This window comes from Anabaena sp. WFMT, from assembly GCF_051781005.1.
Lineage (GTDB): Bacteria > Cyanobacteriota > Cyanobacteriia > Cyanobacteriales > Nostocaceae > Anabaena.
Window position 1 is genome coordinate 52,087 of sequence record NZ_JBPWOA010000024.1, and the last position, 14,795, is coordinate 66,881.

Annotated in this window: 12 protein-coding genes and 1 pseudogene; 8 read left to right on the forward strand and 5 right to left on the reverse strand. The window is 37.9% G+C overall.

The features are described from left to right. The first annotated feature begins 74 nt into the window (after positions 1-74). Complete coding sequence (locus ACSQ6I_RS15935) at positions 75-767, forward strand: response regulator transcription factor (protein WP_438891279.1); 693 nt, start codon at positions 75-77, stop codon at positions 765-767. Between the two features lie 253 nt (positions 768-1,020). Further along, positions 1,021-1,332 (forward strand): hypothetical protein, encoded by a 312-nt coding sequence (locus tag ACSQ6I_RS15940; protein WP_438891280.1) that lies wholly within the window; start codon positions 1,021-1,023, stop codon positions 1,330-1,332. A gap of 194 nt (positions 1,333-1,526) precedes the next feature. Here the strand turns inward: ACSQ6I_RS15940 and ACSQ6I_RS15945 are convergent, their stop codons facing one another. From ACSQ6I_RS15945 to argZ, 5 genes and pseudogenes are all read right to left on the reverse strand, one after another. Next, complete coding sequence (locus tag ACSQ6I_RS15945) at positions 1,527-2,039, reverse strand: DUF2085 domain-containing protein (protein WP_438891281.1); 513 nt, start codon at positions 2,037-2,039, stop codon at positions 1,527-1,529. A gap of 126 nt (positions 2,040-2,165) precedes the next feature. Further along, positions 2,166-2,315 (reverse strand): annotated as a pseudogene (locus tag ACSQ6I_RS15950) (ornithine cyclodeaminase family domain); the annotation flags it as partial. Between the two features lie 17 nt (positions 2,316-2,332). After that, positions 2,333-2,479: a hypothetical protein gene (locus ACSQ6I_RS15955; protein ID WP_438891282.1), complete on the reverse strand. Its 147-nt coding sequence runs from the start codon at positions 2,477-2,479 to the stop codon at positions 2,333-2,335. Next, a complete protein-coding gene (locus tag ACSQ6I_RS15960; protein ID WP_438891283.1) occupies positions 2,476-2,703 on the reverse strand; it encodes a type II toxin-antitoxin system Phd/YefM family antitoxin in 228 nt (75 codons plus the stop codon). The genes ACSQ6I_RS15955 and ACSQ6I_RS15960 overlap by 4 nt, the downstream gene beginning before the upstream one ends. Before the next feature lie 143 nt (positions 2,704-2,846). Next, entirely contained in the window at positions 2,847-4,958 is a 2,112-nt protein-coding gene (gene argZ / locus ACSQ6I_RS15965) for a bifunctional arginine dihydrolase/ornithine cyclodeaminase (RefSeq protein WP_438891284.1), read from the reverse strand. A gap of 263 nt (positions 4,959-5,221) precedes the next feature. On the opposite strand from argZ, the gene ACSQ6I_RS15970 reads away from it, so the two are divergent. The 6 genes from ACSQ6I_RS15970 to ACSQ6I_RS15995 all read left to right on the forward strand — a co-directional run bounded on the left by ACSQ6I_RS15970 (position 5,222) and on the right by ACSQ6I_RS15995 (position 14,666). Then, positions 5,222-6,034, forward strand: a complete 813-nt coding sequence (locus tag ACSQ6I_RS15970; protein ID WP_438891285.1) for an AlbA family DNA-binding domain-containing protein — start codon at positions 5,222-5,224, stop codon at positions 6,032-6,034. 89 nt (positions 6,035-6,123) lie between these two features. Further along, positions 6,124-7,593 carry an AAA family ATPase gene (locus ACSQ6I_RS15975; RefSeq protein ID WP_438891286.1) on the forward strand — a complete coding sequence of 490 codons (1,470 nt, stop codon included), beginning with the start codon at positions 6,124-6,126 and terminating at the stop codon, positions 7,591-7,593. Continuing rightward, on the forward strand, positions 7,577-8,467 hold the full coding sequence (locus tag ACSQ6I_RS15980; RefSeq protein WP_438891287.1) for a hypothetical protein: 891 nt from the start codon (positions 7,577-7,579) through the stop codon (positions 8,465-8,467). The genes ACSQ6I_RS15975 and ACSQ6I_RS15980 overlap by 17 nt, the downstream gene beginning before the upstream one ends. Beyond that, positions 8,457-8,639: a hypothetical protein gene (locus ACSQ6I_RS15985; RefSeq protein ID WP_438891288.1), complete on the forward strand. Its 183-nt coding sequence runs from the start codon at positions 8,457-8,459 to the stop codon at positions 8,637-8,639. The genes ACSQ6I_RS15980 and ACSQ6I_RS15985 overlap by 11 nt, the downstream gene beginning before the upstream one ends. Positions 8,640-9,858: 1,219 nt before the next feature. Further along, entirely contained in the window at positions 9,859-11,892 is a 2,034-nt protein-coding gene (locus tag ACSQ6I_RS15990) for a ShlB/FhaC/HecB family hemolysin secretion/activation protein (protein ID WP_438891289.1), read from the forward strand. A 248-nt stretch (positions 11,893-12,140) separates the two neighbouring features. Then, positions 12,141-14,666: a two-partner secretion domain-containing protein gene (locus tag ACSQ6I_RS15995; RefSeq protein WP_438891290.1), complete on the forward strand. Its 2,526-nt coding sequence runs from the start codon at positions 12,141-12,143 to the stop codon at positions 14,664-14,666. Positions 14,667-14,795: the final 129 nt, after the last annotated feature.

A 14,795-nucleotide genomic window follows, 5' to 3' on the forward strand; every position in this document is an offset into this window, starting at 1 on the left:
ATTATCCATTTATTTATAAAGTCAATTTAAGTTAATATTTCCCTCATTACCTCTAATTGAATAAGGGAAAAATTATGCGAATTCTGATAGTTGAAGATGATATTCAACTGGCAGAAGCACTTACAGAAGCTTTAACCAGAAGACAGTATGTAATTGATGTTGCTAAAGATGGAGAAGCAGCTTGGCACGCAACAGAGTCAATGAAATATGATTTAGTAGTGCTAGATGTAACTTTGCCAAAGCTAGATGGAATCAGGTTTTGTCACCGCTTACGTACTACTAACACCAACAGTCCAGCATATCGGAACTCGACAGCACCAATATTGATGTTAACAGCCCGCGATACGGTAGCCGATAAGATTGCTGGTTTAGATGCTGGTGCAGATGATTATGTAGCAAAACCATTTGATTTAGAAGAATTAATGGCTCGGATACGTGCTTTACTTAGACGTGGTAGTGCTGCCAGTACAGTAAGTTTATCTTGGGGAAAGTTAACGTTAAATCCTAGCACTTACGAGACAACTTATGACGGTCATCTTATCTCCTTAACTCCCAAAGAATATGCAATTTTGGAATTGCTGGTTGCAAATGGTAGAAGGGTTTTGAGTCGTTCTAGCATCATTGAGCAAGTTTGGTCTGTTGATGACTCTCCTGTAGACGAAACAGTAAGGTCTCATATTAAGTGTCTTCGTCAAAAATTAAGGCTCTTAGGTGCGCCAGAAACCTTGATTGAAACAGTTCATGGTTTGGGATATCGTCTCAACTGATACAAATTCCTAGAGAATTTATCAGTAATATTTTAAATGTAGAGACGATTAATGAATTGCTCTACTAGATATTAATATCTCAGCGGCTTGATTTATTAAGTCCATTGTTAGAGAAAAATAGGTTCACCAACATCATACAGCCCTCTATAATATTTTATCTGCACAAATTCTGCACAAATCCTGCACGGTAATTGCATATATAGGTTATATGCTGATAGTGCAAATGATTGTTAAACCCATAAAGAGTTTGTCAATGAAATGGAAAGATTCATATTATGGCTGGTTAATTGAATTAATCCCCTTATCAAAAGGCTATATATTCAAGTGTTGGATGCCTAATGAAGAAATAGGGATTAGCAATAACCATATTTATCCTAGTTTATCTCAAGCGATGATGGCGGCTAGGACAAGGGCAAAAATCGAATCTGTGAAATTGTCGTTGCTCAGTTTCTTAAAACAATACTACGACAACTACAACCTGACTACGCAAGAATATATGGAGCTAAAAAATTCGGTTGTTAACTTTACTAAAGTTGCTAGTCAACTGGAAATGCAGGACTTTTAAAAAAGGAGATGAATTAGAGAGTTATTGATTGTTAAGAAAACCAAGAAAACGCTTTTCCTCTATCTTCAAATAATCAATTATTAAAATTCTTTAGTAGTTATGCAGGGTGCGTGACTTAAATCACGTTGTTTTCATCAAAGGAAGTAAAAATGCTAACGAATATTATATATGGTCGTGGCAGTGGTAGATTCAATCTAACTGGTTTGTGCCTCTTTCCACTTGTGCAGAATTGGCATAGTAAATAAACCCCAAGCTAAACCTGTAATTAAACCAAAAGGCGTAACAATATAATTGTTAAAATCCCATAAACCGAAAACTTGCGCTGCTAACTCCAACGGATAAGCCATCATTAAAATACTAGCAAAAGCAGCACCATTCCAACCATATTGACTTAACCAAAAAACACCTTTTCCACCAGTTAAAGCATACAAAATCCGAGTAATTAACAAACCTGATACCGTCCCATAACAGCGCATACATACCGCCATAATAAAAGGTGACGATAACTCCAAACCCATAGTAGGCTGCGGACAAACATGATTACCCATAAAGTAAATAATGTCCGCAATACCCGGAAGCAAAAACACACCAGACGCAGCCAAAAAAGGAGCAACAAGGGGACCAAAAACCATTCCAGCTAACAGGAAATCAGCAAAAAAACTCACCCAATTAACCTGTAACCCTCTTGACAAAACTACCCTTTGCATCTTTCTTCCTTTGCGTCTTTGCGCCTTTGCGTGAGATATTCCTTAACCTATTACACCAGGCGAATGTAATTCGCGGCTACACAAACAAAACCCACGCAGGTGGGTTTCAATATTTTGTGCTTTTTCTTAACCTACATTAGCGACATAAGGACTTGTCAACTTATCTAATTGCTGAGTTAACAGACTGAGGAACAAACCCACATCAGTCACCACACCTACAGATTCTATTGAACCGCGATCGCTCAATTTAGTCACTACTGCCGGATTAATATCTACAATATACCTGAAAAATATTAAATTTTACCAAATAACTGAATTATAAAAACCAAACCATTTTTTTCCACTTCCATCTTTTCACAAGCTGATTTTGCTTTAAGAGAAAGTTTATCTGGATCAAGACTCCACCAAATTAAGGCACAAGTATCTAAAACGAAAGTCATATTTCGCCCCATTCTTCAGTTGTGGGTGTGGTGATATCTTCAAAATATTGAACCTTACCACGGAGGGGACTAAATAATTCTGTTGTTGAACTTTTGACAGCAATATTTTCTGGTTTTTTACTTTCTATAAAAGTAATTAAAACTTCACTTTCCAATATATTTTTCGGAATCTCAGCTAACTCAATTTTTCTATTTTTATAGCTTCCTTTCACAGTTTGTAACATTACTAATTATCTCCTTTTCTTAGTGTTTTTATATTATAACTCTCTGCGACTGGAGCGCCTCTGCGTGAGAAAACTACCAAACAAAGACACAAAAACGCACAGAAAAACCCTTTGCGCCTTTGCGTCTCTGCGTGAGATATTTCCTAACCTACATTAGCGACATAAGGACTTGTCAACTTATCCAATTGCTGAGTTAACAGACTGAGGAATAAACCCACATCTGTCACCACACCTACAGATTCTATCGAACCGCGATCGCTCAATTTAGTCACTACCGCTGGGTTAATGTCCACACAGACCATCTTCACACCCGCTGGAGTCATATTCCCTACCCCAATAGAATGCAGCATGGAAGACAGCATCAAAATCATATCTGCACCTTGGATGATTTGAGAATATTCCTGTTGTGCTAAAATCAGGTTCATTTGGGTATCTGGTAAGGGGCCATCATCCCGAATTGAACCAGCGAGGGAAAAGGGAATGTTATTTTTCACACATTCATACATTACCCCACTCTTCACCACTCCCGCCTCTACAGCTTTCGCAATGCTACCAAAACGACGGACAGTGTTAATTACCTTCAAATGATGTCGGTGTCCACCTCGTACAGCTACACCCCGCTTCATGTCTACACCCAGGGATGTTCCCAGCAGATTTTGTTCCATATCATGGACTGCGATCGCATTTCCGCCCAAAAGACCTTGAACGTAACCTTCCCGAACTAACCGACATAAATGCTCACCACCGCCCGTATGAATCACCACAGGCCCAGCCGTAACAACGACTTTACCACCGCTATCCTTAATTTTCCGTAATTCCCAAGCCACTTGTTCCACGACTAATTCCACCCGTCTTTCGCTGGAAACACCAGAAGACATAAAGCTGAATTCTTGGGAGTTGCGTTGTTCTCGTGATTCGGCTTTGCGGACGGTGCGGATACCTAAAACATCAACAACTACTTTGTCGCCGATTTCCAAATCACGCAGCAGTTTACACTTAGCTACAATACCATTAGCAGTTTGAGAAATTGCGATCGCGCCATCCATGCGTTGATTCTGCACCTTCAGCCATTCCCCATTTACCCGGATTTCTGTCGGATAAATCGTGCTGACATAAAAATCATCAGGTGCTACACCCGCTTGTACCACAGGTTCTAACTTAGAATCTCGTTCATCTTGGGGTAAATCAACCGCACCCAAATCAATCAACTGCGAGATAATTTCTTCCATCACCTCATGGGATGGTGCAGATACCCTCACCTCAGCCGCAGATGTACTTTGACGTTGTTCTCCCAAGTTGAATTTGAGAACTTGGAAACTTCCCCCCATTTCCACAATCAAATCTAAAGCACGGTTAATCAAACCCGCATCTAGTAAGTGTCCTTCCATGCGAATGACACGACTTTCTACAGATACATTAGCGTGAATTTCTTCGCCGATTGGTTCTGTTACCCGCAAAGTCAAGCATTTAGCCGCACCACCCGCTTTGAGAAATTCGGTTAAAGGTGTTTCAATGACTTGAAAACCAACTTGCGCCAAACGTGATTTTAAACTCTCACTGGCTTTGTTCATAATCACGATGCTTTCCACATTCACCGCATTACAAGCGAAGTTAACAGCATCAGCTTCAGTAATGGCTATGCGCTTTTCAGGTGCGACACGCATTTCAATCACGCGGTTAGAGTAGGAATCAAACGCACCAGGATAATACAGCAAATAACCATTTGCTAAAGGACAAAAGCAAGTATCCAGGTGATAAAAACGTTCATCCATCAACCGCAGAGAAATCACCTCAATGTCCAGCCATTTAGCCAGGTAGGGGTGAGAATCTAATTCTGACCGGAAACCGTATCCAGCCCATAACCAACGCCCTTCTCTGTCTAGGAGTGCGTCACCAGCACCTTCAAAGGGCAGGTCTTTAGGAAGAGTGTAAACATTATAACCGTTTTGTTCAAACCAATGTTGAAAATGCGGTTCTTCACCTTGGCGTTCTTTATGTAGAAAGCGGCTGAGAACGACGTTTTCACCGAGGACTAAACCTGCATTGGCACTAAATACCATATCAGGCCAACCTTTCTCTGGTGCAACTAAATCGACAATGGCGTGATTGTTAATGACATTGTATAACTTATTCCATTGTTCCACAGCGCGATCGCGTGATGACTTGTGAATATTCCCTTCCATCCAAGGATTAATCACATAATCCACATCATAATGGTCAGGAGCGCACATTAAAAACCGAATTTGGGAAACCATAAAAATTTTTACTTCGCTTTTCAGTAATCTCTTCTGGATACAGAGTTTTGGTGTTCTACTTCTGTCAAATCTGCTACTTAATCCCTACCTTTTGCTCTTGGTAGGCTTTATAAAGCGATCGCTTCACTCGCCGTAGGCATCGTTATTATTCTATTACCACTAGGGACAATGTGAGAAAATAAAGCAAAAAATGTCTCATGGGGGATGTTATAGTGTGGCTAATAACCGTTTAGAGAAAAGCATATTTTATTGAATAACTTTTTATGACTACTGAAAAGAGAAAAGGACTTAAAGAAGCTTTTGCAGTTTTTTTTGAAAATCCCAGTCGTGAATCATTGCGTCAATTATTAATTGATCATACGGGTGAACATGATGATTTAGATTTTAAAAGTGAATTTGAATTAATTGCTCCGCAAATTTTAGCCAAGCATATTATAGCAATGGCAAATAAATCAGGTGGTGTAATTATTTTTGGAGTTAAAGAAACAGAGAATGGTAAATTTGAATCTGTAGGACTTCAATTAGATGACAAGACTGAATTTTCAAAAAAAATTGAAGCTTATTTACCTGACAAATTAATTCGTTCTGTACATGATGTTAGTTTCAATGAAGCTGAATACACAAAAATAATAGGTAAATCATTTCGAGTAGTTATTGTTGAATATACACCAGAGTATATTCCTTTCCTGTCTAAAAAAGATGGGGAAGGTATCAAGAAAAATTTGATCTATATTCGTAAAAATTCAAGTTCGGAAACGGCTGACTATAACGATTTGCAAGATATTTTTAATCGTAGGTTAGAAACAAGTTTTTCATCTGCTAGAGAAATATCATTAACAGAGCATTTTAAAGAGCTAAAAGAGATTTATTCTTTATTGAGTAAAAACATTATTACAACAAAGGATATATATTCTTTTATGGATACGATGCGTATACTTAGTATGTCTGGTATAACTGAGTCAAAACCTAATCCTAAATATCCCGAAGAAGATTATGATGATTTTGTGGTGAGAATGTTGACTTTGAAAAAATCAGTAATCGAATCAATAATAAAATCTGATAAATTTTTTAGATAACACACATAGCACCTCATTTTATACAGGAGATACTGTATTAACGGACTTGATGCTAAAATAATATTTTATATTGGGAATATAGGCAAAAAATGAAAATCAAATTTTCAAACTTAGGATGTATTCAAGAAACAGAGTTAGATTTGCGTCCTCTAACAGTAATTATTGGACCTAATAACTCAGGTAAAACTTATATTGCTTATTCTACATATGGTTTGTGGCAGCGTGTGACACGAACTTTGAATATTTATAAAGGTCAATTAGACTTCAAAGAGGAAGATCATGGTGGTTGGTCACTGCAAATAGATAATAATCTACTTGATTTTTTTATCAGAGATGCTGAAGAAATGGCAAAAAGTTTCCAAGGAAGTTCTTTAGAATCATTCTTTCAGGATTCAAGTCATAAACTTTTCTCTAAAACATTATTTTCAATTATAATTTCTCGTCAAGAAGTAGAAGATGCGATAAATATATTAACTCAGCAAGAATCTTTCCACTTGGAAATTTTGTATTTGGAATACGGAATTCCTATAAAACTAAAACTTAGTCGTCAAAATAATAAGTTATTCTTCAGGCTTCAATCTAATAATGGGGAAAATAATATAAATCAAACTAGGATGCTAATAGAGTATTTCCAGGATTATCATCAAACAAATACGCCAGAAATATATTTTATTGATGTTATTAAACAGATAATTTTCTCTGCTAAAATTTTTCCTTTTCCTGCCGAACGGAATGCTTTTATAAATACCTATAAGATATTAGCAAATAGGCGTTATAGACTTCTTAAGGAAACTCAAAGAGAATTATTGATTAATAGTAGTTCAGACAAACAAATTGAACTACTAAAAGAACAAGGTGATATTCGTTATCCAAAACCAGTAGAAGATTTTTTTGATTTTCTAACTGAAATAGAACTTCAAGAAGAAGTGAAAATTAATTCAAACGAACAGAATGAATTTCAAAAGTTAGCCGATGAAATTGAAAAACAGCTACAGAACAAAAATAAAACTAATTTAAAACCTACTAAGCTGCGTGGAAAAGAAATAAAAGTTTTAGTCAAAAAAGGTTTAGAGATTGACTTATATAATGCGTCATCTTCTATAAAACAACTTGCACCATTACTGTTATATTTAAGATATCGTGCAAGTAAAGGTGATTTTCTGGTAATAGATGAACCAGAAATGAACTTACACCCAGAATCACAAGCAAAGCTGCTGGAAGCATTATCTATTCTTGTTAATCTTGGTGTGAGAATTTTACTCACTACCCATAGTCCATATATTATGGCACATCTGAATAATTTAGTTAATGGTAATCATGAACATCCTGAAATATTAAAACGTCAATCTTCATCTCTATATCTTCAAGATGAAAGAGCATTTTTACCTATGGATAAAGTTAGTGCGTATGAAATGAAAGACAATAAACTAGTTTCATTAAATGATCCAGATTATGGTATAAGATGGGATACTTTAAGTGATGTTTCTGTAGATATTCAACAAAAGTTTTTTCAAATTTATGAAGCAGGACAAGAAAAAGCAGATGAAACAGAAGAATAGTCCTGCTCAAATTCTCAAAGACAAAAAAGATAAACTCGACTGGCAAAATTTTAACTTTCTAGAAAATCTCCTAGTGTTCTGTACCGTACCAGGAAGAAGTGTTCCTAAAGAAAGTGGAGTACATTTTCGGATAACATTAGATTCTCAAAATCAAGCTATATGTATTTTATTTGAAATAGATAGAAGAAATGATCCTCTGATTAGAAATCAAACATTAAAGCGTCCAGATTATATGTCTCTTTATATTGATTCTAAATCTTGCATTTGCACGATTATTGAAATGAAAGGTAAGAATCACAACTCTTTAGAAAATGGAATTGAACAAATTTTAAGACTCAAAGAAATTTTACAAACTGAGATATCTAATCATTTACCAACTAAACTCAAAGTTAAATGTCAAGGAATTTTATTAACTCCATATAATTCACAAATTCCCTCTAAAAAAATAGTAGAAGTAGCTTCAAAAGGTTTTATTATTTTACCAATTCAATATGATAATAAAGCCGAGTTATATCCTTATGTTTCAAAGCCAAATAAGATAACAGATAAATATAATCATCAAGAAATTACTGAATCAACAGCTTTGCTTATTGAAGAAATTTTAACGAAAAAAGCATTATCAAAACGTATATCTGATGACTACTATTCTAGCAATTTTCTAGTTGGGAATGATAGAGAAGGGATTTATATCAACTATTTATTACCAAATGACACCGATTATATAACTTTATTAGCGAATACAAAATTCACTGAAATTAATATAGAGGACAATGAAGATCAGGAAAAAATAAAAAATGAATTAGAGGTACTCAATCTGATAAATAGATTAGCAATCAAGTTTTCAAATAACCAAATATCAAATTATGACAACTAATACAGCTAGTAATCAAAACTTTAAAACACTGTTACAAGGTTTAATAAAAACCTCCAAAAGTCAAATTAAATCAGTTCTATCTGAACGTGAAGTAGTACAACCAGAAACAGAATTAACTCCTGAAATTATTACTTCTCTTCAACAGAAAATAGGTAATACTGTTTCTTTGTGAAACCGTGTATATCTTACTTAATATTTATTCTCTTTTTAACTTTTACGAACTTCTAAAATGCTACTAATGTCTTCTGGATACAGAGTTTTGGTGTTTCAAATCTGTCAAATCTGCTACTTAACCTTAACCTTTTGTTCTTGGTAGGCTTTACAAGTATATAGCTCTTATTCTATTACCGCTAGAGACAAAGTGAGCGAATCAGGGAAAAATGTGTTATTGTGCGGCTAATAACTGTGTATATAAAAGCATATTTATCAAAAGAAAATTTAATTTTTATCACACAAGAAATAGTTGCAGAAAATAAAGAAAGAAATTAAATTTATATATTCTCATTTTTGGTTCATTATTTCTAAATATCAAAAGTCTTATATCTGGGGAAATGATAATATAGATGAATTACTCGATCATATCTATTTTGCTTTTGAAACAAAATTATGAGCATGAATATTTTTTGGGTTTTCTTGTTTTGAAAAAACAGACAAGAATAATATTTCATATTGCAAATGCTATTTTAACAATGCAAAAATTCTTTTCAGAGAAAGAATAGAGAATAGAGTGAAATAGAAAATTTTGGAGTTGATTTTAGATTAAGTCGAGCATATATATGTTTAAACGGCAAAACAAATCCATAGGTATTTATAATTGAGTACTTACGTGCTACAACTCGCATTTTAAGTGTAAACACTTACCTGATTTTCCACTCTCCTGCAATCAGATTTCCCACACAGTAGACAAAACTTATACTTCAATGACACCACCAAATTACCACTTTGGTATAAAATCTGTTATTATTGTGGTCATGCTTTATATTTCATGAAATGCTCTCTACATATACAATTTCGCAATTTTCAACTCCTTATTTTTATCTCTTTGTGAGAAATCTAGGTTTGAGAATAGTACGAAAGAGCAGTATACTAGCAAGTTATTGTTCTTTGATATGCTAGTCAAAAAGGCTACTTTATCATCGGACAGCCTCAAAGTATAACTTGGCAAGCGCAAGGACAATTTTCTTTTAGTTACATTAAAGCGATAGGGGTATACTGTTTGATTAAAACATTATGTTAAGTGTAGGTGATAGACATCTGTTGAAAACGTGCTGCGTCAAGGTAAGCTTAGAGCAACCTAATCGTGATGATTGCTCAACCAAAAAAGACTTACCTCAAGAACAAATCTCATGTCTCCACTGTTAAAATTCTAGCCCAAAGAATACAGAAGATTAATGCACCCTGAAAGGGTTAGTTCTGGTGTTTACCACTACCGATTTACCAATATGTTTAGTATTCCCGGATATCAGATCACTGAAAAACTCTACAATGGTTCCAGAACACTGGTTTGTCGAGGGTATCGAGAAACTGATCGAAAACCTGTAGTCATCGAATCTTTTGTGTTACGAAAGCGAGATATTAGCGTAGGTGTAGCCCGTCCTAGGCATCACTTGACTATTCCCGAAAAATTATATGTTCGGGAAAAGGAAGTCAAAGAACGACTAGAAGCATTTGAGAGAGTATCTGGTTTTTTTACAAAAATATTTAATATTAATTTAAGTATTATCCCTGAGAGAAAACTTTTCGCTTGCAGCTTTGTTGTTGCAACTTTGCTGTGTAACTATCAACAAGCGATTGCTCAAACTCCCAATCCCACTTCACTACCATCAGAGATCAATCCCTTACCATCGGATGTGCTACCACAGCCGTCAGAAACTGAACAACTACTTCCTCCCTTGGAACTACCGGATCAATCAATACCGGGACAGGATGACTCTAATGCCAAATTTCAAGTCGATCGCATCGAAGTTGTTGGGAGTACAGTTTTCACACCAGAGCAGTTTGCCGCAATTACAGAGCCTTTCGTGGGCAAGGAATTAACATTTGTAGAGTTGTTACAAATCAAAGATGTCATCACCAAGCTCTACACTGACAAAGGTTATGTCACCACAGGGGCGTTAATTACACCGCAGACACTAGAAGCTGGGACAGTCAAAATTCAAGTAATCGAAGGTAGTCTGCAAGAAATCAAAATCACTGGTAATCGGCGATTACAGACTGGATACATTCGCGATCGCATTCAAATAGGGGCAGGAAAACCCCTGAATGTGCCGCGCTTAATGGAAAAATTACAACTACTCCGCCTCGATCCGCGCATTCAAAACCTCTCAGCTGAGTTACAGATGGGTGTAAGTCCGGGAACCAATATCTTGCAAGTCGAAGTGCAAGAAGCCGACACCTTTTCCCTCACCACAACTATAGATAATGGGCGATCGCCTAGTGTGGGCAGTTTTCGTCGCGGAGTGGATCTCCAAGAAGCCAATTTACTCGGTTTAGGTGATACCCTCAGCGTGGGATACGCCAATAGCGATGGTAGTAATGCCATCAATGTAAATTACAGACTGCCGATTAATGCCCACAATGGCACTCTATCTTTTGGTTTTAACCAGGGTTGGAACCGCGTAATTGAAGAACCATTCAGCGTCCTGGATATTCAATCAAATACCACATCTTACGAATTGGGTTATCGGCAACCACTGATACAAAAGCCAACTCAGGAACTAGCAATGGGGCTATCATTCTCCCGCCAAGAAAGCCAAACTGAATTAGGTCTGGATAATATTGGTGGGTTTCCTTTATCACCCGGTGCAGATGCCGACGGTAAAACTAACATATCTGCCCTACGCTTTTTTCAAGATTATACCCAGCGCAGCACCAGCCAAGTCTTTGCAGCGCGATCGCAATTTAGCCTTGGTGTAGATTGGTTCGGAGCCAACGTCAGTGACAATGCTCCAGATAGCCGCTTTTTCGCCTGGCGAGGACAGGCACAGTGGGTACGAAAGTTGGCATCTGACACCTTGTTTTTAGTCAGAGGCGATTTGCAATTAGCAGCAGATTCCCTAGTACCATTAGAGCAATTTGGTCTTGGTGGACAGATTAGTGTGCGGGGCTATCGCCAAGACACATTACTTACAGATAATGGATTGTTGTTTTCAGCAGAATTTCGGTTGCCGATAGTGCGTGCCGCTAAAATTGGTGGAGTACTGCAACTAACACCTTTTATTGATGTGGGTCAAGGTTGGAACACCAAAGGTGATAATCCATCAACAAGTACCTTGGTGGGTACCGGCTTAGGCCTGCTGTGGAAACAGGGTAATAACTTCTCAGCCCGCCTAGATTGGGGTATTCCACTGGTTTCCGTAGAGGGTGAAAAGAGCAGTCTCCAAGAAAATGGTTTGTACTTTTCAGTGAGCTATTCACCATTTTAAAAGAGGCAATCAACAAGCAATCTGACCACCCCAACCATGAACATTTCAGATAGCAGAAACGGTCTTTGTTTCTAAGAGGATGCAAGGTGATGAGGGAAAGGGGAAGGGGGAAGAAAAACCTTTAACCTTTTCCCAAATTAATAAAATCCAACTCAGGAAATCAGGAGCGATTCTACGATGGACTACATCTGCTCACTGGGTCTGATAGTGATATTTCTACATTAATCAAGTCAAGGAAATTATTATTCATGAGAGTTGTACCCTTTTTATTTATGTTAACAACGGGGTTATTAACTCCAGGGATCATGCTAACAGCGATAAGCGGTGCGATGGCGAAGCCGACCATAAGTATCGCTCAAGTCACATCTGATGGAACAACTCACACCATTGTGAACCCAAATGGCAATAATTTTAATATTCTTAATGGTATTGAAAAAGGTAATAATTTATTTCATAGTTTCAGCAACTTCTCTGTGCCAACAGGTAGTTCTGCTAACTTTGATTTAACCAATACGCCCAACATTACAACTATATTTAGTCGAGTTACAGGTGGAAATATTTCTCATATTGATGGCTTGATTCAAACTCTCAACAGTAATCATCCAGTCAGTTTATTTTTAATGAATCCAGCGGGAATTGTATTTGGTGAAAATGCCTCGTTGAATATTGGCGGCTCCTTTGTGGGGACAACAGCAAATAGTATTAAGTTTAGCGATGGTGTAGATTTTAGTGCTGAGAATGCTTCAGGTAGCCCCTTACTGACTATGAGTATACCTGTGGGTTTGCAGATGGGAAGTAATCCCGGTGCAATTACCGTTCAGAACACCGGACATCGTTTGACATTCCTGATTCACCCTTTGATATCTTCTCCAGATCGCAGCAATAATCCGCTGGGGTTAAGCGTTAACTCTGACAATACCCTAGCATTAGTAGGGGGAGAAATCGCTTTAGATGGTGGCGTGTTAAATGCACCTTCTGGACATATTGAACTTGGTAGCGCCAGTAATGGCACAGTTAATCTCAACACCTCAGTTCCTATTTGGAGTTTTGATTATGGCAATCTCCAGCAATTTGGTAATATTCAGCTTTCCCATCAATCCCTTACTGATGCCAGTGGGACTCCTGCGGGTTCTATTCACTTCCAAGGTCGAAATATTAGCTTGAATGATGCTTCTGCGGCCTTATTAGTTAATCAAGGAAGTGGCAATTCCGGCGATATCAGCATTAATGCGAGTGAGTCGTTAACACTGTGGGGATTTGGCACCAATGGATTTCCGCAAAGTATGTTGCGTGCTGATAACTTCAGCGATGGTGGAGGGGGTAATATCCTGGTTTCTGCCTCACAAGTATTCCTCAAAAATGGGGGCGCACTTCATGGAATCAATTTTGGTCAAGGTGCAGGAAGTAATATCTCTGTCGAAATCGGGGATTTACTTCAGATTGTGGGACTATCACCGATTAGCGGATTTGCCAGTTCACTTAACACAATTACCAGAGGTTCTGGGAAAAGTGGTGATATTCGAGTAGTTACCAACAAATTACAGATTTTAGATGGTGCTGTAATTGGCAATTCTCCCTGGGGAAATGGCGTAGGAGGCAATACCACGATTAATGCTTCTGACTTCATCGAAGTGATCGGAGAAAACCCACAAAACTTGGCTGCAAGTGTAATAGTAGCAGGCACGTTTAGCCAAGCAAATGCGGGTCAATTAACTATTAACACCCCTAGACTGAGGTTACGAGATGGAGGAGGTATAGTTGCCTCTACCGTAAATAGTGGCAATGGCGGAGATTTATCCATCAATGTTTCAGACAGTGTTGAAGTCAGTGGAGTCGGTAGTATTTCTGGTCTTCCTAGTCGAATTGGTGCTAGAGGAGAATTGCTTGCACCACCCATTCGACAACTATTTGGATTACCAGATGTGATCACAGGTAATACGGGCAAACTCATCCTCAATACCTCGCACTTGCAGATTACAGATGGGGCGATTGTAGGGGTTGATCATCAAAGTGTTGGCGATGCCGGAAAACTTGAAGTTAATGCGGGTTCCATCCGACTCGACAATGGTGGTAGTCTTACCGCCGCTACTGCTGAGGGGGAAGGTGGTAACGTTTTTGTTCAAGCAAACGACTTGATCATGCGTCATGGTAGTTCACTGGTTACTAATGCAGGTGGTATTGGCAATGGAGGCAACATCACCATCAACTCCCCCATCATTCTGGGATTAGAAAATAGTGATATCGTCGCCAATGCAGTCCAAGGTAATGGCGGTAATATTAACATCACAACCCAAGGCATATTCGGGTTAAAATACCGCAACAAACTCACTTCGGAAAACGATATTACAGCTAGTTCTCAATTTGGACTTAGTGGTACAGTAGATATTAATAATTTTGGCGTTGACCCCAGTTCTGGTTTAGTGGAATTACCAGAGAATGTGACAGACCCATCACAACAAATAGCTACAGGTTGTGCTGATAATACTGGCAGCAGTTTTGTCGCCACAGGACGGGGTGGGATACCTCAAAATCCCAATCAACAAGCGAGGAGCGATGTCTACAACTGGCTACACCTAGGCTCTTGGAGTGATATCCGTGATATCTCTGCATATCGTGGAAATAGCGCAGTCACGGCACAAATACCAAAATCTTCAGAAACTTTTATCCAAGCCACTTCTTGGCATCGCAACACCCAAGGCAAAATTGAGTTAATTGCAGATTCTCCTGCTCAGGTGCAACAATCATTAAGCTGTGCTGCCGTTCTTAAGCCCTAAGTAGTCAGACAGAAAGAGCGATCGCAATGACTGTAAATATTTTGTCCAATCACTTAATTTTATTGCTATCAACAGAGTCCATTCATGTCCAATTTGTCTACTCACATCTTGCACCTGGCGACTGGAAGT